Below are 24,659 nucleotides of genomic sequence, written 5' to 3' on the forward strand. Positions count from 1 at the left end.
ACTTTTAGCATGCGCCCCTGTGGGCGATTAGTACCGGTAGAGGTCGCCCTTGAACGGGCCGGTCTCGGGCACGCCGATATACTTGGCCTGGTCGGGACGCAGCTTCGTCAGCTTGGCGCCGACCTTCTCGAGGTGCAGTGCCGCGACCTTCTCGTCGAGGAACTTGGGCAGCGTGTAGACCTGCTTTTCGTACTTGCCGGGATTGGTCCACAGCTCGATCTGGGCCAGCGTCTGGTTCGAGAAGGACGCCGACATCACGAAGCTCGGATGGCCGGTCGCGTTGCCCAGGTTCACCAGGCGGCCTTCCGACAGAACGATGATGCGCTTGCCGTCGGCGAACTCGACCTCGTCGACCTGCGGCTTCACGTTGTGCCACTTGAAGTTACGCAGCGAGGCGATCTGGATCTCGCTGTCGAAGTGGCCGATGTTGCAGATGATGGCGCGATGCTTCATCGCCTTCATGTGCTCGAGCGTCAGCACGTCGACGTTGCCGGTGGCGGTGACGAAGATGTCGGCCTTGGGGGCCGCTTCTTCCATCGTCACGACCTCGTAGCCTTCCATCGCCGCCTGCAGTGCGCAGATCGGATCGACTTCGGAGACCATGACGCGGCAGCCGGCCTGGCGCAGCGAGGCGGCCGAGCCCTTGCCCACGTCGCCGAAGCCCGCGACCATCGCGACCTTGCCCGACATCATCACGTCGGTGCCGCGGCGGATGCCGTCGACCAGCGACTCACGGCAGCCGTACAGATTGTCGAACTTCGACTTGGTCACCGAGTCGTTCACGTTGATGGCCGGCCACAGGAGCTTGCCTTCCTTCGCCATGTTGTAGAGGCGATGGACACCCGTAGTCGTCTCCTCGGTGACGCCCTTGATCGAGGCGCCGAGCTTGGCGTACCAGCCGGGCTTCTCCTTGTTGGTCTTGAGAATCGCCTTGTAGAGGACTTCCTCTTCCTCATTGGTCGGGTTGGCGACCAGCGACGGATCCTTCTCCGCGCGAGCGCCGAGATGGACCAGCAGGGTGGCGTCGCCGCCGTCATCGAGGATCATGTTCGGCTCGCCGCCGTCATGCCATTCGAAGATCTTGTGGGTGTAGTCCCAGTATTCCTCGAGGCTCTCGCCCTTGATGGCGAAGACCGGGGTGCCGGCCTTGGCGATCGCCGCGGCGGCATGGTCCTGCGTCGAATAGATGTTGCACGAGGCCCAGCGCACGTCGGCGCCCAGCGCCTTCAGCGTCTCGATCAGCACGCCGGTCTGGATGGTCATGTGCAGCGAGCCGGCGATGCGCGCGCCCTTGAGCGGCTTCTTCGGGCCGTATTCCTTGCGGATCGACATCAGGCCCGGCATCTCGGTCTCGGCCATGTCGAGTTCCTTGCGACCCCAGTCGGCGAGCCCGATATCCTTGACGATGTAGTCGGCCATGTGGCGCTCCTTGGTGTGCCGGCGTCGGCAGGCGGAAAATTGTGGAAAGCGGGCGTGTCATAACAGCGGTGCAGGACCGCCTCAACGCGCCGGATCAACATATAAGCAATAATTTATGTCGATATGCGCGCTGCTTTATGCACCCGCGCGCAGAGCCGTCAATCCTCGCCGAACTTGCCCTCGACCAGCGCTGAAATGGCTGCCATCGCGTCGGCGCCCTGGCGGCCCGAGCAGACGACCTCGACGGTGCTGCCGATGCCGGCGGCCAGCATCATGAGGCCCATGATCGACAGGCCTGAGACTTCCTGGCCCTTGAAGGAAACGCGCACGATGGCGTCGAACTGGCCCGCCGTCCGGACGAACTTGGCGGCCGCGCGCGCATGCAGGCCGCGCTTGTTGGCGATCGCGAGACTGCGCTTCAGCGTGCCGATGCCGGCCTCGGCGCTCGAATTCGCGGGAGCGTCGCTCACGAAGCTTCCTTGGCGAGGATGCGCGAGGCCACGGTGATGTACTTGCGGCCGGCCTCCTGCGCCATGCGCACGGCTTCGGCGATGGGTCGCGTACGCACGCTGGCGAGCTTCACCAGCATCGGCAGGTTGACGCCCGCCAGAACCTCGACCCGGGCCTGCTCCATGATGGAGATCGCGAGATTGGAAGGGGTACCGCCGAACATGTCGGTCAGCACGATCACGCCCTCACCGGTTTCACAGGCCCGGACCCTGTCCAGGATCTCGCTCCGGCGTTTTTCCATGTCGTCGTCGGCGCCGATGCAGACGGTGGACATGCATTGCTGCGGCCCGACGACATGCTCCAGCGCGGCCTTGAACTCCTGCGCCAGATTGCCGTGAGTCACGAGTACGATACCAATCATGCGTTTGCTCTACCCTGCGCCACCGGCCTCCCCGGCCGCCCCGACGTCCCGGTGGGAGAGAGTGACGGACCGGCCGGCGCTTCGCAACCAGTCTGCAAGCTCCTCCGCGAGGGCCACCGACCTGTGCTTGCCGCCGGTGCATCCGACGGCAATGGTCAGATAGCTCTTTCCCTCGGCATCGAACCGCGGCAGCAGCGGCCCGATCAGGCCCTTCAGCCTGTCGACGAACGGGCGGTAGTCGGGATCGGTTGCGATGAAGGCCGCGACGGCGGGGTTTCGTCCCGTCAGGGGTTTCAGCACCGGATCGTAGTGGGGGTTCTTCAGGAACCGTACGTCGAAGACCAGATCGGCCTCGCGCGGCAGGCCGCGGCGGAACGAGAACGACATTACCGATATGCGCGTCCCGGCGGCGCGCCCGAGCCCGAAATGCCCGGTCAGGATCTGCTTCAGGCGATGCGGCGACAGCGAGGTCGTGTCGATGGTGAGATCGGCCACGTCGGCCATCCAGCCGATCTGCCGGCGCTCCTCGCTGATGCCGTCGGCCACGGGACGATCGGGCGCCAGCGGATGGGGCCGGCGGGTCTCGGTGTAGCGGCGCTGCAGCGTCTCGGTGTCGGCCTCGAGGAACAGGAGCCGGGCGGCGAGACCGGGACGTTTCCGCAGCTCATGGATGCGGGCGGCCAGTTCCCGTGCATCGAAGCCGAAGGTTCGGGTGTCGATGCCCAGTGCCAGCGGCTGGGCGCCTGCGCCGGCGTCGCCGCCGGTCGAGCGCATGAGGTCGTCGAGCAGCACCAGTGGCACGTTGTCGACCGCGACATAGCCCAGATCGTCGAGGACGTTCAGGGCGGTTCCACGGCCGGCGCCGGACAGGCCGGTGACGACGACGAACGGCCGGCGCGTTTCATCCGGGGCGTGGGAAGCGGAAGGAGTGGGGCTGTCTGGCATGAGCGGCGCGGGCCGGATCATGCCGCCGCGGTTCGGGCGAGGGCAAGGCGCAACTTCACCGGCGCCGAGGCCTCGAAGGGTGTGAGCGCCAGGACCGGCAGCTCGACGTCGAACAGCGTCTCGCGCGCCGGGTCGGGCAGGCGTTCGATGCGGTCCGGCGGCACGAGATCCACCAGGAGAGCGACCGGCGCCCGTACGAGAAGCTGGGCGCGGCCGAGCTTCACGATGCCGATCCCGCGAACTTCGAGCAGGCCCGCGAGCGTGCCCGGCGGCGTGGCGACCAGGCCGCGGCCTTGCCGGGCGAGCGCCGTCTGATCGTCGGCCACCAGCCGCGCACCGCCCTCGACGAGACGAAGGGCGAGGTCGGACTTGCCGGCGCCCGACGGCCCGCGCAGCAGGATGCCCCGCCAGCGGCCCGCGGCCTGCAAGGCGACGCAGGTCGCGTGGACATAGGTCGTCACCCGGATCGCCACTCAGAACGTCACTTGCGGCCGGTGGCGGCCGGGAGCCGCACCGTGAAGCGGGCGCCCAGCACCTTGCCGTCGGGGCCGCGCCGGTTGGTGGCCGCGATCGTGCCGCCATAGGTTTCGACGATCTGCCGGCAGATCGACAGGCCGAGGCCGGAATGCTGGCCGAAATGCTCGGTCGGCCGCTCCGAGTAGAAGCGCTGGAAGATCGATTCGAGATTGTCCTCGGGAATGCCCTGTCCCTCGTCGTCGATGGTGACGACGAAGGGGCCGTTGCGCGAGTCGCGGCCCAGTTCGACGAGGATGCGCGAGCCCGGCGGCGCGAAGGACAGGGCATTGTCGATGACGTTGCGGAACACCTGCCCGTAGCGGCCGTCATGACCGTGCGCCATGAAGGGCGGATTGGCGGCGACGCGGAACTCGACCTCGACGCCGGACTTCTGGTTCGCGGTCACCGCATAGTGATGGACCATGTCCCGCAGCAGCTTGTCGAGGTCGACCTGCTTCACCTCGCCGCGCATCAGCTCGGCATCGAGTCGCGACGCGTCGGAGATGTCCGAGATCAGCCGGTTGAGCCGGTTGATGTCGTCCATGACGATGCCCATCAGCCGGGCGCGCCGTTCGCCATCGAGGTTGGGATGCCCCGCCATCTCGATGGCCGAGCGTAGCGATGTCAGCGGGTTCTTGAGTTCGTGGGAGACGTCGGCCGCGAAACTCTCGATCGTGTTGATGCGCAGCCACAGGGCCTCGGTCATCGAGCGCAGCGCATCGTTCAGGTCGCCGATCTCGTCGCCGCGCTTGCCGAGATCGGGAATTTCCGGCCGGCTCTCGCGCGCCAGTCGGACTTCGTCGGCGGCGCGCGCCAGCCGCACGATCGGCTGGGTGATGGTCCCGGCGAGATAGAGCGACAGCAATACGGTGATGCCCAGCGCCGCCGCGGCGATGGTCAGCATGTCGTAGCGGACTTCGCGCAGGGAGGCGGCGATGGCGCGGTTGTCGCGTGTCAGCAGCAGAGCGCCCAGAACCTGCTTGTAGCGCTGGACCGGCACCGCGGCGCTGAGCAGCAGCCGGCCCTGTCCGGCGCTGCGCACGGCGGACGCGTTGAAGCCGCGCAGGGCGCTGGCCGCCTCCGGAAAGTCGCGCAGGGTCGGGATCGGCTTCTCGACATATTCGGGATAGTGGTCGACGCGCGACAGCTGCCGCGCGATCCAGTCGCTGATCCGCTCGCCGACGCTGTACTCGGGTTCGGCCTCCATGGGCACTTCGGGCGGCGGCAGCGGCACGACGTGGATGCGGCCCAGCTCGTTCAACATGGCCGAATCGGCCAGCAGCTCGCCGGTCTCGCTGAACAGCCGCGCGCGCACGCCGGTTGGTCGCACGAGCCGCGTCAGCAGCTGGCGCGCGGCGTCGGCGTCCATGCGATTGACCGTCGACTCGCCGCCAACCACCGCGACCTCGCCGATGCCGGCCGCCACCATCTCGCCCTGCACCAGCAACGAGGCTAGCTCGCTGTCGATCAGCTCCTCCTCGTAGTCGCTGAGATAGACCGCGCCCAAGGTCAGCAGCGCCACCGGAATGAGATTGAGCAGCAGGATGCGTTGCGTCAGCGGCGAGTAGCCACGGCTCACGCTGCGGCGCCGGCGGAGAAGCGAGGGAGAGTCGGCAGCAGCGGGCACGCCCGTTCCCTTGCGCACCGAGCGCGGGAACAGGCGGCCGAGCGCCGTGGCGATCCGTGAGCTTAGCGTCTGATGCCGAGGCGGACGCCCGCCGGGCTCAGGAGTCGCGATATCGATATCCGATGCCATACAGCGTTTCGATCTGCTCGAACTCACCATCGACCTCGCGGAACTTGCGGCGGACGCGCTTGATGTGGCTGTCGATGGTGCGGTCGTCGACGTAGATCGTCTCGCCGTACGCCGCGTCCATGAGCTGGTCGCGGTTCTTCACGTGGCCGGGCCGTTCCGCCAGCGACTTCAGGAGCAGGAATTCGGTGACCGTGAGGTGCACTTCCTTTCCCTTCCAGGTGCATTGATGGCGGCTCGGGTCGAGCACCAGCTCGCCGCGCACGATGCGTTCGGCGGCGGCCTCGCCCTTGGCGCCGCCGACATCGGCGCGGCGCAGCACGGCGCGGATGCGCTCCAGCAGCAGGCGCTGCGAGAACGGCTTGCGGATGAAATCGTCGGCGCCCATGCGCAGGCCCAGCACCTCGTCGATCTCTTCGTCCTTCGAGGTGAGGAAGATGACCGGGAACTGCTGCGTCTTGCGGATGCGGTTCAGGAGTTCCATCCCGTCCATGCGCGGCATCTTGATGTCGAAGATGCCGAGATCGGGCGGCGACTGGTTGAGGCCTTCCAGAGCCGAAGCACCGTCATTGTAGGTCTTGATCTGAAACCCTTCGGCTTCGAGCAGCATCGACACGGAGGTGAGGATGTTGCGGTCGTCGTCGACGAGGGCGATGGTCTTGCGCACGGCTTGGCTTCTCCTGCAGCGGACAACGGCTTTTTTATCATGCTATCATACACCGGACCGTCGCCGCCGCCTTCCGGTCCACGATATTCAACGAACAATTGCGGCTTTTTTGATCCGAACATGACCCAGGACGACATGCCCCGCACCGTGCGCACGCTGTTGCGCGAACTCGACCGGGCTTCTCTTGCCACCATCCTGCCCAGAGAACCGGCCGGTTGGCCCTATGCCTCCCTGATTCTCGTGGCGGTCGATCACGACCTGTCGCCGATCCTTCTGCTGAGCGATATGGCCGAACATACCAAGGCGATCAAGGCGGACGGCCGCGTCTCCCTGCTGTTCGACGGCACCGGAGGGCTCGACCAGCCGCTGACCGGGCCGCGGGTAACCGTGCTGGGACGGGCAGAGCGCATCACCGATAACCGGCTGAAGGCTCGCTTCCTGGCGCGCCACCCGGACGCTGCGCTCTATGCGGGATTCAAGGATTTCGGCTTCTATCGCCTCACGGTGGACCGGGCTCACCTGGTGGGTGGCTTCGGCAAGATCCGCTGGATCGAGGCTGCCGAACTCATTCCCCCGCAGGCCGAAGGCCTGGCCGAGGCCGAGGCGGCCATCGTCGAGCACATGAACGCCGACCATTCGGACGCTCTGCAACTCTATGCCGCAAAGTTGATCGGACGGGCCGGTGACGGCTGGACGATGACGGGCATCGATGCCGAGGGGATCGATCTGCGGCGCGGCGGGGAGGTTGCCCGCCTCGCTTTCGATGAGCCCCTGCGGGCCGCCGGTGAGGCCCGCAAGACTCTGGTCGCCCTGGTCGGCAGAGCCCGCGCCCTGCCCTGATCTCACCACGATTAGGCTACGGGTTTCGCGTCGCAGCATTCTTTTCGCGAGTGCGAAGGTCGATTCACACGCATCCCGACACTAACTTGTCGCAAGGGACTTGCCTCCCTGCAGCCCTGCCAGTAGCGCTAAGTATAGTAAAACGTTAGCCATTCGAATCGGCCGGAAAGCAGGAGAAACGCTGTGCATCAGGCGGGCTTCATCGTACCCAAGTTTGGACTGGAAGCGCTCGGACTCAAGAACCTGAGCAATGTCTACTGGAACCTCCAGGTACCTGCGCTCTACCAGGAAGCGATCCGGCGGCACGAAGGCGTGGTGGCCGATGGCGGCGCACTGGTGGTGCGGACCGGCATCCATACCGGTCGCTCGCCCAACGACAAGTTCATCGTCGAGGATTCCGAGAGCAAGGGCCGCATCGACTGGGGCAAGACCAACAAGCCGATCACGCCCGACCGCTATCGCGCGCTCTACAACCGCATGATCGCCTATGCGCAGCGCCGCGACCTGTTCGTGCGTGACTGCTGGGCCGGCGCCGATCCCGCGCATCGCATCGGCGTCCGCGTGGTCAACGAGACGGCGTGGCACAATCTGTTCGCCCGCAACATGTTCCTGCGTCCGAAAGCGGAGGAACTCGAGGGCTTCAAGCCGGAGTTCACCATTCTGAACCTGCCGGGCTTCCAGGCCGACCCGAAGCTCGACGGCACGGCCTCCGATTGCGCCATCCTGGTGAACTTCACCGAACGCGTCGTGGCGATCTGCGGCACCTGGTACGCCGGCGAGATCAAGAAGTCGGTGTTCACGATCCTGAACTACCTGCTGCCGGACAAGAACGTCCTGCCGATGCACGCCTCCGCCAACATCGGTCCGAACGGCGACGTCGCGGTCTTCTTCGGCCTGTCGGGCACCGGAAAGACCACGCTGTCGGCCGATCCGACCCGCACGCTGATCGGCGACGACGAGCATGGCTGGGCCGAGGACAGCCTCTTCAACTTCGAGGGCGGCTGCTACGCCAAGGTGATCAAGCTCAGCCGGGAGGCCGAGCCCGAAATCTATGCCACCACCGGCCGCTTCGGCACGGTGCTGGAGAACGTGGTGATCGATCCGGCGACCGGCCGCCTCGACCTCGACGACGGCGCCCACACCGAGAATACCCGCGCCTGCTATCCGCTCGACTTCATCCCGAACACCTCGGCCACCGGCATCGCCGGCACGCCCGAGAACATCGTGATGCTGACCGCCGACGCGTTCGGCGTGCTGCCGCCGATTTCGCGGCTGTCGCCGGAGCAGGCGATGTATCATTTCCTCTCGGGCTACACGGCGCGCGTCGCCGGCACCGAGAAGGGCGTGACCGAGCCGCAGGCGACCTTCTCGACCTGCTTCGGTGCGCCGTTCATGCCGCGTCACCCGACCGTCTACGCCAAGATGCTGGGCGAGAAGATGGCCCGCCAGAACGTGAAGTGCTGGCTGGTCAACACCGGCTGGTCGGGCGGCGGCTTCGGCGTCGGCGAGCGCATGTCGATCCGTCACACGCGGGCGATGGTGCGGGCCGCGCTCGACGGCACGCTGGCCTCCGTCTCCTCCTCGACCGATCCGCACTTCGGCATGCAGGTGCCGAGCGCCTGCCCGGACGTGCCGGGCGAGGTGCTGAACCCGAAGAACACCTGGAAGGACAAGAAGGCCTACGACAGCGCCGCGCGCGACGTCGCCCAGCGCTTCGAGAAGAACTTCCAGCAGTTCGAGAGCCACGTCGACGACAAGGTCAACAAGTCGGCCATCCGCGCCGCCGCCTGACCCAGACGGGACATCGCTTCCGCGCGGCGGACATCCTATGATGTTCGCCGCGTGAGCCAGATTACCGAAACGCCCTCTGTGAAAGCCGCCGTGCGCCGCCCCTGGCGGTTGCCGATGGTCGCCGCGCTGGCGCTTGCCTTCGTTTCGCTCTCGCTCATTTCCGGCATCGCCTACATCGTCGTGCTGGCGGGCGCGACCGGCACCGCCGAACGGCTGCTGGTCGACCGGGCCGCCCGCGTGGTCGACGCCCAGGTATCGCTGGTCCGCAGCCGCCTCGACCCGGTGAGCGAGCAGCTCGAACTGATCGCGGCCCTCGCCGCCGGCGGCCGCATCGACATCGAATCGCCGGTTGCCGTGCGCGAGCTGCTGGCGGTCATGATGCAGCAGGTGCCCGCCGTCTCGGCGGTCGGCTTCGCCACACTCGACCTCAAGCTGCATCGCGCGGTACGCGAGCCCGACGGCACGATCGAGCGCGAAACGCTCTCGCTGGTCGACCAGCCGCAGGGCATGGAACGCTTCCGTCAGCTTCAGACGGCGCAAAGCACGTTCTGGGGCGCCCTGTTCTGGAGCGAGACGATCAAGCAGCCGGTGGTCAATGTGCGCACGCCGGTGCGGCGCATCGACAATGCCTTCATCGGCGGCCTGATCGCCACGGTGGCCGTCGGCGATCTCTCCTATCTCATCGGCGATCCCGTGCGGGGCGGCGATGGGCGCTATTTCATCCTCGTCGGCCGCGACCATGTGCTGGCCGCGCGCCGGCTGATCGACCCGCGCGGCCTCGGCCTCTCCGAGAAGCGGCCCCTGCCCACGATCAAGGAGGTGGACGACCCGGTCCTGGCCAGGATCTGGGATACGCCCGTGCGGTCGCCGCAGATCGACCGGGCGCTGGGCTCGCTCGGCCATGTCGTCGAGCAGGGCGGGCGGCAATGGGTGTTCGTCTATCGCGAACTCCGGCGGTTCGGGCCGGAGCCCTGGCTGGTCGGCCAGTATTTCCCGATCGAGGACGCGACCGGCGACCTCGACCGGCTGATGAACGGGGCGATCGTCGGCGGCATCACACTGGCCGTCGCCGCGCTGCTGGCGCTGGTGATGGGCCTCAGCATGGCGCGCTCCATCCGCACCCTGACCTCGGCGGCCGAGCTGATCGAGCAGCTCAAGTTCGACGAGCCGTTCCACCGCAAATCGCGGCTGCGCGAGATCGACGATGCCGGCCACAGTCTCGACAAGGCGCGCGGGGCGCTGAAATGGTTCGGCGCCTATGTGCCGCGCCGTCTCGTCTTCGGATTGATGGAGCTGGGCGAGGATGCGGTGGCGTCGCGCCGACGGGTCGTCACCGTGATGTTCACCGACATCGTGGGCTTTACGCCCCAGGCCGAGGAGCTGCCGGAGCAGGAAACGGCCGACATGCTCAACCACCATTTCGCGCTGCTCGGCAGCTGCATCGAGAACGACCTGGGCGTGATCGACAAGTATATCGGCGACTGCGTGATGGCCGTGTGGGGCGGCCTGTCGACCATGGAGGACCATGCCGACCACGCCGTCCATGCCGCGCTCGAAATGGGGCGCGTCGTGCACGAGGACAATCTGCAGCGCGTCGCCGCCGGCCAGAAGGCGGTCCGCCTGCGAGTCGGCATCCATTCGGGGCCGGTGATCGTGGGCAATATCGGCGCGCCGGGACGGGTCAACTACACCGTGGTCGGCGACACGGTGAACGTGGCGCAACGCTTCGAGCAGATGGGCAAGGAGTTCATGAACGACGACGAGGACGTGATCGTCCTGGTGAGCGGCGACACGATCGCGGCGATGAAGCACCCCGAAGTGCTGGGCGAACTGCCCAAGCCGGAGCTCCGGCACGTGAAGGGCCGGGACGAGCCGGAGCAGGTGTATCGCCTGATGTGACGAGGTGCTGCGCTGGACGGGATATGGTCTTCGCAAGTAGTGTGCCGTCGGCTTCTTTGCCGTTATTTGTGAGGGAACGAGCAGGACATGGAACGACGCAAACTTCTTGCATTGTCGACGGCCGCCCTCGCTCTTGCCCCCTTCCATGGACTGCGCGCGCAGGACTCCAACAAGCCGTTCACGACGGAGCAGCTCGACCAGCTGCTGGCGCCGATCGCCCTCTATCCCGACGCGTTGCTGTCTCAGGTGCTGATGGCCGCGACCTATCCGCTCGAAGTCGTCGAGGCGGCGCGCTGGTCGCAGGCCAATCCCAACCTCAAGGGCGATGCCGCCGTCGCGGCGGTGAAGGACAAGAGCTGGGACGTCAGCGTGAAGTCGCTGACCGCCTTTCCGCAGACACTTCAGATGATGAGCAACCAGCTCGACTGGACCCAGAAACTGGGCGACGCGATGATCGGCCAGCAGAAGGACGTTGCGACCGCGGTCCAGCGTCTGCGTGCCAAGGCGGAAGCCGCCGGCAACCTGAAGTCGACCTCGCAGCAGAAGGTGACGACGCAGGCGAGCGGCGGTGCCAATGCGATCGTCATCGAGCCGGCCAGTCCCGAAGTTCTCTACGTTCCCTACTACAACCCGGCCTGGGCCTACGGCACGTGGCCCTATCCGGCCTACCCGCCGCCTTATTATCCGCCGCCGCCCAACTACGGCGCGGCGCTGATGAGCGGCATGATGTTCGGCCTGGGCGTGGCTGCCGGCGCGGCGATGTTCGGCGGCTGGCACTGGGGCTATGGCGGCGGCGGCTGGGGCAACAGCTACACGACGGTGAACGTCAACCGCGCGACCAACATCACCAACAATTTCAACGCCGACCGTTATCGCAACGGCCAGTGGAACCACGATCCGGCGCATCGCGGCGGCGTGCCGTATCGGACGCCGGCCGAGCGGCAGGAATTCGGCCAGCATCGCCCCGATTCGGCGGCGCAGCGCGAACAGTTCCGCGGCCAGCTCGACGGGCGCGGCACGGCGGGCGCGCAAAATCGCGGCGCCGAGGCCCGTCCTGCCGAGAATAGGCCGGCGGAGAATCGCAGCTTCGAGAACCGGACGGCCGGCGACCGTGGCGCCTTCGGTGACATCAACCGCGGCGGCAGCGGCGCCAGCCGCGACTTCGAGCGCGGCAGCCAGTCCTGGGGCAACCGCAGCGGCGGCGAGCGCTTCGGCGGCGGGGGCGAAAGGTTCGGGGGAGGAGGACGGCGATGAGCGGCTCGATGTTCAGGCGCGGTCTCCTCGCACTGGTCGTGTTCGTTGGCCTTGCAGGGGGCCTTGCAGGGGGCCTTGCAGGGGGCCTGGCCGGCGGCGCGGTCGCCCAGCAGGCGGCCAAGCTTCAGGGATTTCCGACGGCCGATGCAGCCGCGAATGCCTTCACCGACGCAGTCCGCAAGGGCGACCAGAAGACTCTGGGCGCCCTGCTGGGACCCCAATGGGGTGAGTTCGTTCCGACGACGTCCGCGCAGCGTGAGGAGCGCCGGAAGGCCTATCTCGCCGCCTGGGACGAAGGCCACGAGGTCAAGGTCTCGGGCGACAAGGCGGCCATCATGGCCGGCAAGGCCGGCTGGACGCTGCCGATCCCGCTCGTGAAGGACGGCGCGGAATGGCGCTTCGATCCGGTCGCCGGCTGGCGCGAGATGCGCCTGCGCCAGATCGGCCATGACGAAGCCGCCGTGGTGCAGACGATGCTGGCCATCGTCGATGCCCAGCGCGACTACGCGGCGATGGATCCGATGAAGACCGGCTCGCCGGTCTATGCGCGGCGCCTGCTCAGCAGCCCCGGCCGCAAGGACGGGCTCTACTGGGAGGCCAAGCCGGGCGAGCCGCAGAGCCCGCTCGGGCCGGCGGTCGCGCGCGCCCAGGCCGATGGCAATTCCCCCGACGGCCACTACGGCTACTATTTTCGCCTGCTGTACGGCCAGGGCCCGGCGGCGCCGGGCGGCACGCGAGACTACATCGTCAACGGCCGCATGATGGGTGGCTTCGGCGCCATCGCCTGGCCGGTGCGCTACGGCGTGACCGGGGTGATGACCTTCATCGTCGACTACAAGGGCGAGGTCTACCAGCAGGACCTGGGACCCGAGACGGCGCAGAAGGCCGGCATGCTCAACACCTTCAATCCTGATAAGGGTTGGGTGAAGGCGGACATGACGCCTCCGTGACGGAGGTGTCGACGTGAAGGGGAGAGGTTTGATGAAGACGAAGATCCTGACGCTGGTGGTGGCCGCGGGCCTGCTCGGTGGCTGCAACACCAGCAACCTCTCGGACGGCCAGACCGGCGCCCTCGTCGGCGCCGCGGCCGGCACCGGCATCGGCCTGGCGACCGGCGGCAGCTTCGGCGCGGTGGTCGGCGCCGGCCTGATCGGCGGCGCGGTCGGCTATATCGGCGGCACCGCCATCGGCAACAGCAAGTAAGGGAGATCCAGATGACCTCCAGGATCCTTCTCGCGCTGGCAGCCCTCTCGCTCGGAAGTGTTGCCGCCGTCTCGGCGTCCGCCCAGCAGGCCGCCCTGCCGCCGCTCAATTTCGACCAGGCGGCCTACATCACCTGCCGTGAAGCGCACGCCATGAACCCGGAAGCCCGCAAGGCGCTGGCCGTGTTCCTCGCGGAACATTCGGCGCGCGTGCGCGGCGTCATGATCCCCGATGGCGAGCAGGGCGCCCAGCTCGCCCATCTGGTGCGCGGCGGCTGCACCCTGTCGCCCGACGCCTACCTGTTCACGGTGGTCGACCGCGCCGTCGTGGCCGAGAGCTCGAAGCTCCCGAAGCGCAAGTAGCGCACCTCAGGTCAGCTTGATCATGACGTGCTTGGCATAGGCCGGGCGCGTCGTGAGCCGCTCGTACCACGCCCGGACGTTCTTCAGGTCCGGGCGTTCGATTTCCAGCGCATACCAGCGATGGACGAAGCAGCCGACCGGGATGTCGCCCATCGTGAACTGGTCGCCCGCGACGTAGCGCCGGCCCTCAAGCCAGCCATCCAGCCGGCCGAACAGCTTGCCGGCCTCCGCGGCGGCCTTGCCGATCGCCGCCATGTCGCGCTTCTCCGGCGGCGTGCGGATCAGGCCCCAGAAGGCCAGGCGCATCGGCTCGCCGATGGTGCTGAGCTGCCAGTCCATCCAGCGATCAGCCTCGCTGCGCAGGCCGGGATCGCTAGGCCACAGCGTGCCCGCGGCATGCTTGGCCGCGAGATAGCGCACCGCCGAATTGCTCTCCCAGATGATGCGCCCGCCCACGTCGATGGTCGGCACGACGCCATTGGGATTCATGTCGAGGTACCATTTCTGGTCGTTGCCGCCGAACGCCCCGCCGACATCCTCGCGCTCGTACTTGAGCCCGCATTCGTCGGCGCACCACAGCACCTTCATCACATTGATCGAATTGGCGCGGCCCCAGATTTTCATCGAATCACTCTCCTTGATTTCAGCATTCCCATTCCGGCCTGCCATCGACGATCCGCAGGATGTGTTTGACGTCAGGGTCGAATTGGACCGGATCGAGGGACCCTTCAAAAATAATGCGTGTATCATCGAGCCAACGTGGATCCGGTCGTAACCATAATTGCGGCTTGACCCCGGGACACGCGGGCTTCGATTCTACGGCAACGACGGTTGGAGGATTTGTGTCCATGTCGATGATCTGCAAGCCATTGCCGTGGCCTGGCGACAGGTCGGCCGCGACGGCGTAGCGACCGGAGGGCGATAGAATAGGTGGTGCGAACACCGACGTCCGGCGGCCGTCTCGCTCTGAGATCAGAAAAGCTTGTCGTCCTTCGTAGAGTCCAACATCGATCACGTATTGGCGGTGCTTCGGCCACCATGCCACCAGCTCGTGCCGGCGCGAACTATCAACATAGCAGGCATAGGCAATGCAATCGATGATCCGCGCCGATCGATTGCCCTCGAGCTTCAGCCACAGGACGCTGCCTGAGCGAAAAGCTTGCTCCGGTATCGAGGCGATTACTTCCGCCTCAGGCGAACGGGACGCGATCGCGCGTTGCTCTTCGCAACAAGGCCTGTCCTCGATCACAATGTCAGACTCTGCGTGGGCTGGCATCGCAAGAAAAAAAGCCAGGGCCGTAAGCGTCGCGCGCATCGCTCGCTCCTAATGCGCCGCCGCCCAGTTGTCGCCGACGCCGGTGTCGACGACCAGCGGCACGGTGAGCGAGGCGGCGCTTTCCATGATCTTGCGGGTCACGTCCTTCGTCTTGTCGAGTTCCTTCTCGGGCACCTCGAACAGGAGTTCGTCATGCACCTGCAGGAGCATCCTCGCCTTGAGCTTGGCGGCCGTGAGCGCGCCCGGCAGGCGGATCATGGCGCGCTTGATGATGTCGGCGCCGCCGCCCTGCAGGGGGGCATTGATCGCGGCGCGTTCGGCGAAGGCGCGCATGCCCTGGCTCTTGTCGTGGATGAAGCGCAGGTGGATCTTGCGGCCGAACGGCGTCAGCACGTAGCCGTGCTTGCGCGCGAAGTCCTTGGTCCGCTCCATGTAGTCGCGGATGCCGGGATAGCGCTGGAAGTATTTGGCGATGTACTCCTTGGCCTCCTGCTGGCCGATGCCCAGCTGGTTGGCGAGGCCGAAGGCCGAGATGCCGTAGATGATGCCGAAGTTGATGGCCTTGGCGCGCCGCCGCACCAGCGGGTCCATGCCCTTCACTGGCACGCCGAACATGTCGGAGGCGGTGATGGCGTGGATGTCGTCGCCGCGCGCGAAGGCCTCCTTCAGGGACGGAATGTCGGCGACATGCGCCAGCAGCCGCAGTTCGATCTGCGAATAGTCGGCGCTGAGCAGCTTGTAGCCCGTCTCGGCGATGAAGGCCTGGCGGATCTTGCGGCCTTCCTCGCTGCGCACCGGAATGTTCTGCAGGTTGGGATCGGTCGAGGCGAGCCGTCCCGTGGCGGCGCCGGTCATGTGATACGAGGTGTGGACGCGGCCGGTCTTGGCATCGACCTGGCGCACCAGCGCGTCGGTGTAGGTGCCCTTGAGCTTGGCGAGCTGGCGGTGCTCCAGGATCTTCACCGGCAGCGGGTGGCCCTGCGCCGCGAGGTCGTCGAGCACCGAGGCGTCGGTGGCCCACGAGCCGTTCTTGTTGCGCTTGCCGCCGGGCAGCTTCTGTTCATCGAACAGGATTTCGCCCAACTGCTTTGGCGAACCGACGTTGAACTCGCGACCGGCGATCTTGTGGATCTCGCCCTCGAGTTCGGCCAGCCGCTTCTCGAAGTCGGCGCTCAGCCCCTTGAGCTTCAGCGCATCGACCTTGATGCCGGCAGCTTCCATCGACAGTAGCACCGGGATCAGCGGCCGCTCGATCGTCTCGTACATCGAGGTGACGCGCTCAGGGACGAGGCGCGGCTTGAGGCGCGCCCAGAGCTGCATGGTGACGTCGGCGTCCTCGGCGGCGTAGTCGCGCGCCTTGTCGAGCGGCACCTTGTCGAAGGTCACCTGCTTGGAACCGCTGCCGGCCACGTCGGAGAACTTTATCGTCTTCTGGCCGAGATGCAGTTCGGCCAGCTCGTCCATGCCGTGGTTGTTCCTGCCGGCGTCGAGGACGAACGAGATCAGCATCGTGTCGTCGACCGGGCCGATCTCGACGCCATGCCGGCGGAACACCGCCATGTCGTACTTGATGTTCTGGCCGACCTTCAGCACCGCCGGGTCTTCCAGCAGCGGCTTCAGCTTTTCGATCGCGGTCTTGAAGGGGATCTGGCCCTCGAGCAGCTTGCCGGCATCCTTGTCGCCGCCATCGCCCAAGAGATCGAGCGCGCCCTGGACGGCACCGCCCGGGGTACGATGCATCAACGGCAGGTAGGCGGCGCGCCGGCGCGTCGAGTTGACGTCGCCCCACGGGCCTTCGAGCAGGGCCAGCGAAACGCCGACCAGGCCAGCATTGTTGGAATCGAGCCCGTCGGTCTCGCAGTCGAAGGCCACCGTGCCCGCGCGGGTCGCCTCGGCGATCCATTCGTCGAGCAGCTTCTCGTCCTGGATCATCTCGTAGTCGGCGCTTGTGAACTCCCGATTGGGCTTCTTCGAGGAAGAAGCGGCGGGGGCGGGCGTCGGTTCGGCCTTCTTCACCGGCGCGGTCGCGTTCGCCGGCGCAACCGGCGCGCTCGCCTCGCCCAGTTCGCTGGTGAATCGCTGCAGCAGGGTCCTGAAGCCCTGCTGTTCGAGCCAGGGCAGCAGCACGTTGGGATCGGGCCTGCGCTTGTCGAAGGCTTCGGGCTCGGCGGGCGTCGGCACGTCGTCGCGCAAGGTCACGAGCTGCTTGGAGATGCGGATCAGCTCGGCATTGTTCTCCAGCGATTCGCGCCGCTTCGGCTGCTTGATCTCCTTGGTACGCTCCAGCAGCGCTTCCAGGGAACCGTACTCGTTGATCAGCTGGGCGGCGGTCTTGATGCCGATGCCCGGGGCGCCCGGCACGTTGTCGGTCGAATCGCCGGCCAGCGCCTGCACGTCGACGACCTTGTCCGGCGTCACGCCGAACTTCTCGAACACCGCTTCGGGCCCGAGCTTGATCTTCTTGATCGGGTCCATCAGCTCGACGCCGGGCCGCACCAGCTGCATCAGGTCCTTGTCGGAGGAGACGATGGTGCAGGTGCCGCCGGCCTCGACGGCCATGCGGGCGTAGGTCGCGATCAGGTCGTCGGCCTCGTAGCCTTCGAGTTCGCACACCGTGACGTTGAACGCGCGCGCAGCCTCGCGGATCAGCGGGAATTGCGGGATCAGGTCTTCCGGCGGGTCGGGCCGGTTGGCCTTGTACTTGTCGTAGATCTGGTTGCGGAAGGTGACGCTGCCGGCGTCGAGGATCATCGCGATATGGTCGATCTCGGGATTGTCCAGCAGGTCGGCCACCAGCATGCGGCAGAAGCCGAACACGGCGTTGATCGGCGTCCCGTCGGGCCGGTTCATCGGCGGCAGGGCGTGGTAGGCGCGGAACAGATAGCCCGAGCCGTCGATCAGATAGAGGTGGCGGAGCGGCTTGTCGCCATCCGCCGGGGTCGTCGCGGGAGCCTTGGATTTCGCCATGGCCAAGGCCTAGCACGCTGGACCGTGCGGCGGGAGATGGCTGTGTTACGATCGGTGCATGACCATCATCCTGTCCGAGAATTTCCGCGCGCTTTTCTACGCCCCCTTCTATGCCGCCCATGCCAGCGGTGCTTTCAAGCGGGCAGGGGTCGAGGTCGAGCTGCGGCCCTCGTCCGACCCGCTGGAGGCCGCCCGGGCGCTGCGCGCCGGCGAGGTCGACGTGATGTGGGGCGGACCGCTACGCGTCCTGATCGCGCGCGACAAGGATCCGGGCTCCGATCTGGTCTGCTTCTGCGACGTGGTGGCGCGCGATCCGTTCTTCGTGGTCGGTGCGACGCCGCGCCCGGATTTCAAGTTCGCCGATCTCCTGTCGATGAAGCTCGCCACGGTCTCGGAAGTGCCGACGCCGTGGGTTTGCCTGCAGGATGACCTGCGCCGCGCTGGCGTCGATCCCGCGAAGGTCGACCGGATCACCGACAAGGACATGGCCGAGAACGAGGCCGCCCTGCGTGAAGGCAGGGTCGATGCCGTACAGGTCTTCCAGCCCTACGCCGAGAATCTCGTTTCCACCGGCGCCGGTCATATCTGGAACGCCGCCGCGGGCCGCGGCCTCACCGCCTATACGACCCTGGTGACGCGACGCGGCGTGCTCGAAGGTCGCGCCGAAGAGCTGGCGTGCATGATCCGCGGCATGGATGCGACCCTGAAATGGTTTGCCGTCACCCCGTCGCTCGAAATCGTGGAGGTCGTGCAGTCATTCTTTCCCGACGTTCCGCGCGACCTGTTCGCCGCCTGCATCGACCGTTATCGCGCCCTCGAACTGTGGGGCCGCGATCCGGTGATCCGGCGCGAAGGCTATGAACGGCTGCATGCCGCCATGCGCTCGTCGGGAATCCTGTCGCGCGACATCGCTTTCGAGGATGTCGTCGACACGAAGCTGGCCACGCGCGCGATCGGCTGAAGTCGATCGGCAATCCGGGAGGTGAGATCGAAATGGCGCTCTACGAGCTCAGAACCTACACGCTCTATGTCGGCAAGATGGGCGAAGCCGTGAAGCTCTACCAGGAGTTCGGCTTTCCGGCGCTCGACAAGGGCGGCCATGCGAAGAACCTCGTCGGCTACTTCCAGGGCGATACCGGCACGATCAACCAGATCGTCCATCTCTGGAAATTCGACGACGACGCTCACCGGCGCAGCCACTGGGCCGCCGTCTTCGCCGATCCCGCCTTCATGGACGGCTTTGCGGTGAAATTCCGCCCCCTGGTGATGAGCCAGGAGGTGAAGCTGTTGAACGCGGCACCCTGGGGTCCGCACCCCTGAGCGACCGCCTCCGGGGCGTTCGCGAAACCCGCGACGTTCCGGGGCTTGCAGCGGGCGGGGCAGAGGACTATCAGCGTCCCGTCATCGGGGAGTAGCCGGCCTCACCCCAGAGGCGGATGTGTCAACAGACTTGGATCCTTCGGGATCCATGGCCCATCCGGCGACCGACGGTCCAACGGACCGCGCTTGGCGAGACCTTTGGCTTTCCAGTGCCTTTACCCGCGGGATCGGGCGGCACCGGGAGCCATAGGTTCGTGCTCGGTCCCGCCATGTGATTCGTCTTGGAAGCCTTCCTCGTTTCAACAGGACTCGTTGCCGTCGCCGAGATCGGGGACAAGACGCAACTCCTGGCCATGATTCTCGCCACCCGCTACCGCCGCCCCATTCCCATCATCCTGGGCATCCTGGTCGCGACCCTGGCCAACCACGCGCTCGCCGCCTGGGCTGGCGCCGCCGTCGCGGCCTGGCTGGGCCCCGACGCGATGCGCTGGATCCTGGGCATCCTGTTCCTCGCCATGGCGGTGTGGTGCCTGATCCCCGACAAGGCCGACGAAGGCCCGAAGGTCGCGGGCGCGGCCGGTGCGTTCGTGGCGACCGCGATCGCCTTCTTCCTGGTCGAGATCGGCGACAAGACCCAGATCGCCACCGTGGCGCTCTCGGCGCGTTTCAACGACCTGTTTGCCGTCACGGCCGGCACGACGTTCGGCATGATGATCGCCAACGTGCCGGCGGTGCTGTTCGGCGACGTGCTGTCGCGCAAGGTGTCGCTCACCCTCGTGCGCTCGCTCGCGGCCGCATCCTTCGTCGTGCTGGGTCTGCTCGCCCTGCTCAAGCTCGACATGGGCCTGATCGGCGGCTGAACGCCGGTCGAGGTTGGACTTCACCTCGCATGAACGTGATGACGCCCGGCAAGGGCGTCGTCCTTGTAATGCCACACTCCTGACCAAACTTCACACCCTGCGAATCGCCCGAACGGCAGCCCGAGAGACTGAACAAGTTGCGCCGAAGTCGCGCAGGGACCCGAAACGCTCGAGAAAAGCATCCGCGCCGAAAAAACACGGCGCGGAGGTGAAATTCTGCGCCCTCGGCGCACAGACGTATGGAGAGATTGTCGATGCCTGCTGCCAACCCCTGGAAACTGGCCCTCGTCCTGGCGCTGCTGGCGCCGGCTCTCGCAGGTTGCAAGGAATCCTCGGCAACGGCAGAGCCGGAGGCGCCCCCGCCGGAAGTCGGCGTCGTCACGGTGACGCCGCAGCCGCGCACGATCGTGCGGGAACTGCCGGGGCGCATTGCGCCCACGCGCGTTGCCGACGTCCGGCCGCGGGTCTCCGGCATCATCGTCGAGCGGCTGTTCAACCAGGGCAGCGACGTGAAGGCGGGAGAGCCGCTCTACCAGATCGATCCCAAGCCGTTCGAAGTGGAACTGCAGGCCGCGCAGGCGGCGCTCGACAAGGCCAGGGCGGCGCTCGATCTCGCGATCCCGCAGGCCAGCCGCTCCGCGGCACTGACCAGGACGCAGGCCATCTCCACCGCCCAGCACGAGATCGCCGTGGCAACGGTTGAGCAGGCAAGGGCGGAGGTCGCGGCCCGGGAAGCCGACGTGGCGCGTGCGCGTCTCAGCCTCGACTATGCGACGGTCCGTGCGCCGATCAACGGGCGCATTGGCGCCGCGCGGGTCAGCGAGGGCGCACTCGTCGTCCAGAACGACGCCACCAACCTCGCCACCATCCAGCAACTCGACCCGATCTACGCCGATTTCACGCAGTCGGTGGGCGAGCTCAACAAGCTGCGACGGGCCCTCGAATCCGGCGAGCTGGAGCGCATCGAGCCCGACGCGACCAAGGTCCGCCTGCTGCTGGATGACGGCACCATCTACCCCTACACGGGCAAGCTGCTGTTCTCGGAAGCCCGGGTCGATGCCTCGACCGGCCAGGTGACCCTGCGCGGCACGTTCCTCAATCCCGATCGCGAGCTCTTGTCGGGCATGTACGTGCGCGTTCTGCTGGAGCAGGGCGTCGACAGCGACGCGATCAGCCTTCCCGAGCAGGCGATCCAGCGCAATGGCGGCGGCGGCAGCGAGGTGTTCGTCGTCAAGGAAGACAACCGTATCGCCGTGCAGCCGGTCCGGCTCGGCCCGGTGCAAGGCGGCCAGTGGCTGGTGCTCGATGGCTTGAAGGCGGGTGACCGGGTCGTGGTCGACGGCTTCCAGAAGTTCGCCGCCGGCGACACGGTGACACCGCGCACGATCAGCGCCGAGGCTCCACCGGAGAGGCCGGGGACGACCGTCAGCACGACGCGTTGAGCCGCGACTCATGCCGAGCTTCTTCATCGATCGCCCGATCTTTGCCTGGGTCATCGCGCTCTTCGTCTGCCTGATCGGCTCGATCTCGATCCCGCTGCTGGCGATTGCCCAGTATCCGATCATCGCCCCGCCTTCGATCTCGATCAGCACGAGCTATCCCGGCGCATCGCCCGAGAACCTCTACAACAGCGTCACGCGCCTGATCGAGGAGGAGCTGAACGGCGCCTCGGGCATCCTGAACTTCGAATCCGCCAGCGATTCGCTCGGACAGGTCGAGATCATCGCGAACTTCCAGCCCGGCACCGATCCGGGCATGGCGTCGGTCGAGGTGCAGAACCGCATCAAACGGGTCGAAGCGCGTCTGCCCCGGGCGGTGATCCAGCAGGGCATCCTGATCGAGGAGGCCTCGAGCGCGGTGCTCCAGATCATCACGCTCAATTCGACCGACGGCAGCCTCGACGAGGTCGGGCTCGGCGATTTCATGGTCCGCAACGTGCTGGGCGAGATCCGCCGCATTCCCGGCGTCGGCCGCGCAACCCTCTATTCGACAGAGCGGTCGCTGCGCATCTGGATCGATCCGGCGAAGCTGGTCGGTTACAACCTGACCTCGGACGACGTCACGCGCGCCATCAACGCGCAGAACGCGCAGGTCGCATCTGGCAGCCTCGGCGCCGAACCGAGCCCGGCGCATCAAAAGATTTCCGCGCTCGTCCTGGTGAAGGGCCAGCTCTCCTCGCCGGATGAATTCGGTGCGATCGTGCTGCGGGCCAATCCCGACGGCTCGACCGTGCGGCTGCGCGACGTGGCGCGCATCGAGGTCGGCGGCATGGGCTACCAGTTCAACACCCGGCTGAACGGCAAGCCGACCGCCGGCCTCTCGGTGCTGCTGGCGCCGACCGGCAATGCGCTGGCGACGGCCAGCGCCGTCGAGGCGAAGATGAAGGAGCTCTCGCGCTTCTTCCCGGCCAACATCACCTATTCGATCCCCTACAACATCACGCCGGTCGTCGAGGCCTCGATCCAGAAGGTCCTGATGACCCTGGCCGAGGCCGTCGTGCTGGTCTTCGTCGTGATGTTCCTGTTCCTGCAGAACATCCGCTACACGATCATCCCGACCATCGTGGTGCCGGTGGCGCTGCTCGGCACCTGCGCGACGCTGCTGGCCGTCGGCTACTCCATCAACATGCTCACCTTGTTCAGCATGGTGCTGGCGATCGGGATCCTGGTCGACGACGCGATCGTCGTCGTCGAGAACGTCGAGCGCATCATGGCGGAGGAGGGGCTGTCGCCCAAGGATGCGACGCGCAAGGCGATGAAGCAGATCACCAGCGCCATCATCGGCATCACGCTGGTCCTGATCGCGGTGTTCCTGCCGATGGCCTTCTTCCCAGGCTCGGTCGGCATCATCTACCGCCAGTTCTCGGTGACGATGGTGGCGGCGATCGGCTTCTCTGCGCTGCTCGCCCTCTCGCTGACGCCGGCTCTGTGCGCGACGTTCCTCAAGCCGATCCCCGCCGGGCATGGGCATGCCAAGCGCGGTTTCTTCGGCTGGTTCAACCGCCGGCTCGATGGCGTGCGTGACCGCTATGTCGGCACGGTCGGCTGGTCGTTGAAGCGGACGGGACGGATGATGGCGATCTACGCGGCGCTCCTCATCTGTCTGTCCTGGGCCTTCGTGCGGCTGCCCGGCGGCTTCCTGCCGATCGACGACCAGGGTTTCATCACGACCGACGTGCAGACGCCGGCCGATTCCTCCTACAATCGCACCAAGGCGGCGGTGGAAGCGGTCGAGCGCTACCTGGCGGGACGGGAAGGCGTCGACAACGTGACCTTCCTGACCGGCTACAGCTTCCTCGGCCAGGGCATGAACACGGCGCAGGCCTTCATCACCCTGAAGGACTGGTCCGAGCGCGGACCCAACGAGTCGGCCGCGGCGATCGTCGAGGACATCAACCGCACCATGGCCTCGGTTCGTGACGCCGAGATTTCGGCGCTGCAGCCGCCGCCGGTCGACAATCTCGGCAACTCGGCGGGCTTCAGCTTCCGCCTGCAGGATCGCGGACAGAAGGGCTATGCCGCCCTGATGGCCGCCACCCAGCAGCTGATCGCTGCGGCGAATGCGAGTCCGGTGCTGCGCAACGTCTATGTCGAGGGGCTGCCGGAGGCCCCGGTCGTCAACCTGGTCATAGACCGCGAGAAGGCGAGCGCCTTCGGCGTGACCTTCGAGGACATCAACAACACCATCTCGACCAACCTCGGCTCGGCCTACGTCAACGACTTCCCCAATCGCGGACGCATGCAGCGCGTGATCGTGCAGAGCGATTCCGCCGGCCGCATGACCGCCGACGAAGTCCTGGCCTACAACGTCAAGAACGCACAGGGAGGGCTGGTGCCCTTCTCGGCCTTCGCCACCGTCGAATGGTCGAAGGGCCCGACGCAGATCGTGGGCTTCAACTACTATCCCTCGGTCCGCATCAGCGGCGAGGCGAAGCCCGGCTTTACCAGCGGCGACGCCATCGCCGAGATGGAGAAGCTCGCGGACAGGCTGCCGCGCGGCTTCGGCTACGAGTGGACCGGCCAGTCGCTGCAGGAGAAGCTCGCGGGCTCGATGGCGCCGCTCCTGCTCGCGCTGTCGGCGCTGCTGGTCTTCCTCTGCCTGGCGGCGCTCTACGAGAGCTGGACGATTCCGCTCGCCGTGCTGCTCACGGTGCCGCTCGGCATCTGCGGTGCGGTGATCGCGGCCTATCTGCGCGGGCTGCCCAACGACGTCTACTTCACGGTGGGCCTGGTCACGATCATCGGTCTCGCCGCCAAGGACGCGATCCTGATCATCGAGTTCGCGAAGGAGCTGCGGTCGCAGGGCAAGCCGCTGGTCGAAGCGACGCTGGAAGCCTGCAAGCTGCGCTTCCGGCCGATCCTGATGACCGGCTTCGCGTTCGTCTGCGGCGTGCTGCCGATGGCCATCGCCGTCGGCGCGGGCGCCAAGAGCCAGCAGGCCCTGGGCACCGGCGTCATGGGCGGCATGATCGCCGTCGTCATCCTCGCCCTGCTGATGGTGCCGGTCTTCTTCGTCGTGGTTCAGCGCGTGCTCGCGCGCGATCGCGAGAAGAAGGTCGAGGCAACGGAGCCGACTCACGGGTCGACGCAGCCGACCTGATCGAATGCTTCCCCTTTGCGGAGTCCGCAAAGGGGAAGTGCCCTCGTCTCACGAGGGCGATGGGGTCATGACCCCTCCGTCGCCATAAGACGTCGACACCTCCCCATCTGAATCTAT

General features: G+C 66.6%; 22 protein-coding genes and 1 riboswitch. Of the genes, 12 read left to right on the plus strand and 10 right to left on the minus strand.

Annotation, left to right across the window (positions count from 1 at the left end; translation table 11 throughout):
• Positions 1-27: 27 nt before the first annotated feature.
• The 7 genes from ahcY to ACO07K_RS28730 all read right to left on the minus strand — a co-directional run bounded on the left by ahcY (position 28) and on the right by ACO07K_RS28730 (position 6,171).
• The gene (gene ahcY, locus ACO07K_RS28700) at positions 28-1,419 is read right to left on the minus strand and encodes an adenosylhomocysteinase (protein WP_422033817.1); all 1,392 of its coding nucleotides are present in this window, start codon (positions 1,417-1,419) and stop codon (positions 28-30) included.
• A 158-nt stretch (positions 1,420-1,577) separates the two neighbouring features.
• On the minus strand, positions 1,578-1,889 hold the full coding sequence (locus ACO07K_RS28705) for an HPr family phosphocarrier protein (protein WP_422033818.1): 312 nt from the start codon (positions 1,887-1,889) through the stop codon (positions 1,578-1,580).
• Positions 1,886-2,290 carry a PTS sugar transporter subunit IIA gene (locus ACO07K_RS28710; RefSeq protein WP_422033819.1) on the minus strand — a complete coding sequence of 135 codons (405 nt, stop codon included), beginning with the start codon at positions 2,288-2,290 and terminating at the stop codon, positions 1,886-1,888. The genes ACO07K_RS28705 and ACO07K_RS28710 overlap by 4 nt, the downstream gene beginning before the upstream one ends.
• Before the next feature lie 9 nt (positions 2,291-2,299).
• Positions 2,300-3,235, minus strand: a complete 936-nt coding sequence (rapZ, locus tag ACO07K_RS28715; protein WP_422033820.1) for an RNase adapter RapZ — start codon at positions 3,233-3,235, stop codon at positions 2,300-2,302.
• A gap of 17 nt (positions 3,236-3,252) precedes the next feature.
• Positions 3,253-3,696 (minus strand): HPr kinase/phosphorylase, encoded by a 444-nt coding sequence (locus ACO07K_RS28720; RefSeq protein WP_422033821.1) that lies wholly within the window; start codon positions 3,694-3,696, stop codon positions 3,253-3,255.
• A 20-nt stretch (positions 3,697-3,716) separates the two neighbouring features.
• Positions 3,717-5,330, minus strand: a complete 1,614-nt coding sequence (locus ACO07K_RS28725; protein ID WP_422033822.1) for a stimulus-sensing domain-containing protein — start codon at positions 5,328-5,330, stop codon at positions 3,717-3,719.
• A 145-nt stretch (positions 5,331-5,475) separates the two neighbouring features.
• Positions 5,476-6,171, minus strand: a complete 696-nt coding sequence (locus ACO07K_RS28730) for a response regulator transcription factor (RefSeq protein ID WP_298309189.1) — start codon at positions 6,169-6,171, stop codon at positions 5,476-5,478.
• 120 nt (positions 6,172-6,291) lie between these two features.
• On the opposite strand from ACO07K_RS28730, the gene ACO07K_RS28735 reads away from it, so the two are divergent.
• From ACO07K_RS28735 to ACO07K_RS28765, 7 genes are all read left to right on the plus strand, one after another.
• On the plus strand, positions 6,292-7,011 hold the full coding sequence (locus ACO07K_RS28735; RefSeq protein ID WP_422033823.1) for a HugZ family protein: 720 nt from the start codon (positions 6,292-6,294) through the stop codon (positions 7,009-7,011).
• Positions 7,012-7,194: 183 nt separating this feature from the next.
• Positions 7,195-8,802, plus strand: a complete 1,608-nt coding sequence (locus ACO07K_RS28740; protein WP_422033824.1) for a phosphoenolpyruvate carboxykinase — start codon at positions 7,195-7,197, stop codon at positions 8,800-8,802.
• 51 nt (positions 8,803-8,853) lie between these two features.
• Entirely contained in the window at positions 8,854-10,701 is a 1,848-nt protein-coding gene (locus tag ACO07K_RS28745; RefSeq protein WP_422033825.1) for an adenylate/guanylate cyclase domain-containing protein, read from the plus strand.
• Between the two features lie 87 nt (positions 10,702-10,788).
• Positions 10,789-11,955, plus strand: coding sequence for a DUF3300 domain-containing protein (locus ACO07K_RS28750; protein ID WP_422033826.1), 1,167 nt, complete (start codon positions 10,789-10,791; stop codon positions 11,953-11,955).
• Positions 11,952-12,905 (plus strand): DUF2950 domain-containing protein, encoded by a 954-nt coding sequence (locus ACO07K_RS28755; RefSeq protein WP_422033827.1) that lies wholly within the window; start codon positions 11,952-11,954, stop codon positions 12,903-12,905. The genes ACO07K_RS28750 and ACO07K_RS28755 overlap by 4 nt, the downstream gene beginning before the upstream one ends.
• 31 nt (positions 12,906-12,936) lie before the next feature.
• Positions 12,937-13,158: a hypothetical protein gene (locus ACO07K_RS28760; protein WP_422033828.1), complete on the plus strand. Its 222-nt coding sequence runs from the start codon at positions 12,937-12,939 to the stop codon at positions 13,156-13,158.
• An 11-nt stretch (positions 13,159-13,169) separates the two neighbouring features.
• A complete protein-coding gene (locus ACO07K_RS28765; RefSeq protein ID WP_422033829.1) occupies positions 13,170-13,520 on the plus strand; it encodes an HdeA/HdeB family chaperone in 351 nt (116 codons plus the stop codon).
• A gap of 6 nt (positions 13,521-13,526) precedes the next feature.
• Here the strand turns inward: ACO07K_RS28765 and ACO07K_RS28770 are convergent, their stop codons facing one another.
• From ACO07K_RS28770 to polA, 3 genes are read right to left on the minus strand one after another with little or no spacing between them, the layout of a single operon-like run.
• Positions 13,527-14,144, minus strand: a complete 618-nt coding sequence (locus ACO07K_RS28770; protein ID WP_422033830.1) for a glutathione S-transferase family protein — start codon at positions 14,142-14,144, stop codon at positions 13,527-13,529.
• A gap of 19 nt (positions 14,145-14,163) precedes the next feature.
• Positions 14,164-14,835 (minus strand): hypothetical protein, encoded by a 672-nt coding sequence (locus ACO07K_RS28775; protein ID WP_422033831.1) that lies wholly within the window; start codon positions 14,833-14,835, stop codon positions 14,164-14,166.
• A gap of 9 nt (positions 14,836-14,844) precedes the next feature.
• A complete protein-coding gene (gene polA / locus ACO07K_RS28780) occupies positions 14,845-17,763 on the minus strand; it encodes a DNA polymerase I (RefSeq protein ID WP_422033832.1) in 2,919 nt (972 codons plus the stop codon).
• Between the two features lie 58 nt (positions 17,764-17,821).
• Between polA and ACO07K_RS28785 the strand changes: the two genes are divergently transcribed.
• From ACO07K_RS28785 to ACO07K_RS28805, 5 genes are all read left to right on the plus strand, one after another.
• Positions 17,822-18,724, plus strand: a complete 903-nt coding sequence (locus tag ACO07K_RS28785; RefSeq protein ID WP_422033833.1) for an ABC transporter substrate-binding protein — start codon at positions 17,822-17,824, stop codon at positions 18,722-18,724.
• 32 nt (positions 18,725-18,756) lie between these two features.
• Positions 18,757-19,083: an NIPSNAP family protein gene (locus ACO07K_RS28790; RefSeq protein WP_298309153.1), complete on the plus strand. Its 327-nt coding sequence runs from the start codon at positions 18,757-18,759 to the stop codon at positions 19,081-19,083.
• 74 nt (positions 19,084-19,157) lie between these two features.
• A riboswitch (yybP-ykoY riboswitch) is annotated at positions 19,158-19,300 on the plus strand.
• A 64-nt stretch (positions 19,301-19,364) separates the two neighbouring features.
• A complete protein-coding gene (locus ACO07K_RS28795; RefSeq protein WP_422033834.1) occupies positions 19,365-19,943 on the plus strand; it encodes a TMEM165/GDT1 family protein in 579 nt (192 codons plus the stop codon).
• 254 nt (positions 19,944-20,197) lie between these two features.
• Positions 20,198-21,385, plus strand: coding sequence for an efflux RND transporter periplasmic adaptor subunit (locus ACO07K_RS28800; protein ID WP_422033835.1), 1,188 nt, complete (start codon positions 20,198-20,200; stop codon positions 21,383-21,385).
• 10 nt (positions 21,386-21,395) lie between these two features.
• Positions 21,396-24,542, plus strand: a complete 3,147-nt coding sequence (locus ACO07K_RS28805; protein ID WP_422033836.1) for a multidrug efflux RND transporter permease subunit — start codon at positions 21,396-21,398, stop codon at positions 24,540-24,542.
• Positions 24,543-24,659: the final 117 nt, after the last annotated feature.

Origin of the sequence: Reyranella sp., from assembly GCF_965228225.1 — a bacterium.
GTDB lineage: Bacteria > Pseudomonadota > Alphaproteobacteria > Reyranellales > Reyranellaceae > Reyranella.

Excerpts from the sequence above, each read along its gene's own strand:
- ahcY (WP_422033817.1), bottom strand. The coding sequence starts at position 1,419 with ATGGCCGACTACATCGTCAAGGATATCGGGCTCGCCGACTGGGGTCGC.
- ACO07K_RS28710 (WP_422033819.1), bottom strand. The coding sequence starts at position 2,290 with ATGATTGGTATCGTACTCGTGACTCACGGCAATCTGGCGCAGGAGTTC.
- rapZ (WP_422033820.1), bottom strand. The coding sequence starts at position 3,235 with ATGCCAGACAGCCCCACTCCTTCCGCTTCCCACGCCCCGGATGAAACG.
- ACO07K_RS28735 (WP_422033823.1), top strand. The coding sequence starts at position 6,292 with ATGACCCAGGACGACATGCCCCGCACCGTGCGCACGCTGTTGCGCGAA.
- ACO07K_RS28750 (WP_422033826.1), top strand. The coding sequence starts at position 10,789 with ATGGAACGACGCAAACTTCTTGCATTGTCGACGGCCGCCCTCGCTCTT.
- ACO07K_RS28755 (WP_422033827.1), top strand. The coding sequence starts at position 11,952 with ATGAGCGGCTCGATGTTCAGGCGCGGTCTCCTCGCACTGGTCGTGTTC.
- ACO07K_RS28760 (WP_422033828.1), top strand. The coding sequence starts at position 12,937 with ATGAAGACGAAGATCCTGACGCTGGTGGTGGCCGCGGGCCTGCTCGGT.
- ACO07K_RS28765 (WP_422033829.1), top strand. The coding sequence starts at position 13,170 with ATGACCTCCAGGATCCTTCTCGCGCTGGCAGCCCTCTCGCTCGGAAGT.
- ACO07K_RS28770 (WP_422033830.1), bottom strand. The coding sequence starts at position 14,144 with ATGAAAATCTGGGGCCGCGCCAATTCGATCAATGTGATGAAGGTGCTG.
- ACO07K_RS28775 (WP_422033831.1), bottom strand. The coding sequence starts at position 14,835 with ATGCGCGCGACGCTTACGGCCCTGGCTTTTTTTCTTGCGATGCCAGCC.
- polA (WP_422033832.1), bottom strand. The coding sequence starts at position 17,763 with ATGGCGAAATCCAAGGCTCCCGCGACGACCCCGGCGGATGGCGACAAG.
- ACO07K_RS28785 (WP_422033833.1), top strand. The coding sequence starts at position 17,822 with ATGACCATCATCCTGTCCGAGAATTTCCGCGCGCTTTTCTACGCCCCC.
- ACO07K_RS28790 (WP_298309153.1), top strand. The coding sequence starts at position 18,757 with ATGGCGCTCTACGAGCTCAGAACCTACACGCTCTATGTCGGCAAGATG.
- ACO07K_RS28800 (WP_422033835.1), top strand. The coding sequence starts at position 20,198 with ATGCCTGCTGCCAACCCCTGGAAACTGGCCCTCGTCCTGGCGCTGCTG.
- ACO07K_RS28805 (WP_422033836.1), top strand. The coding sequence starts at position 21,396 with ATGCCGAGCTTCTTCATCGATCGCCCGATCTTTGCCTGGGTCATCGCG.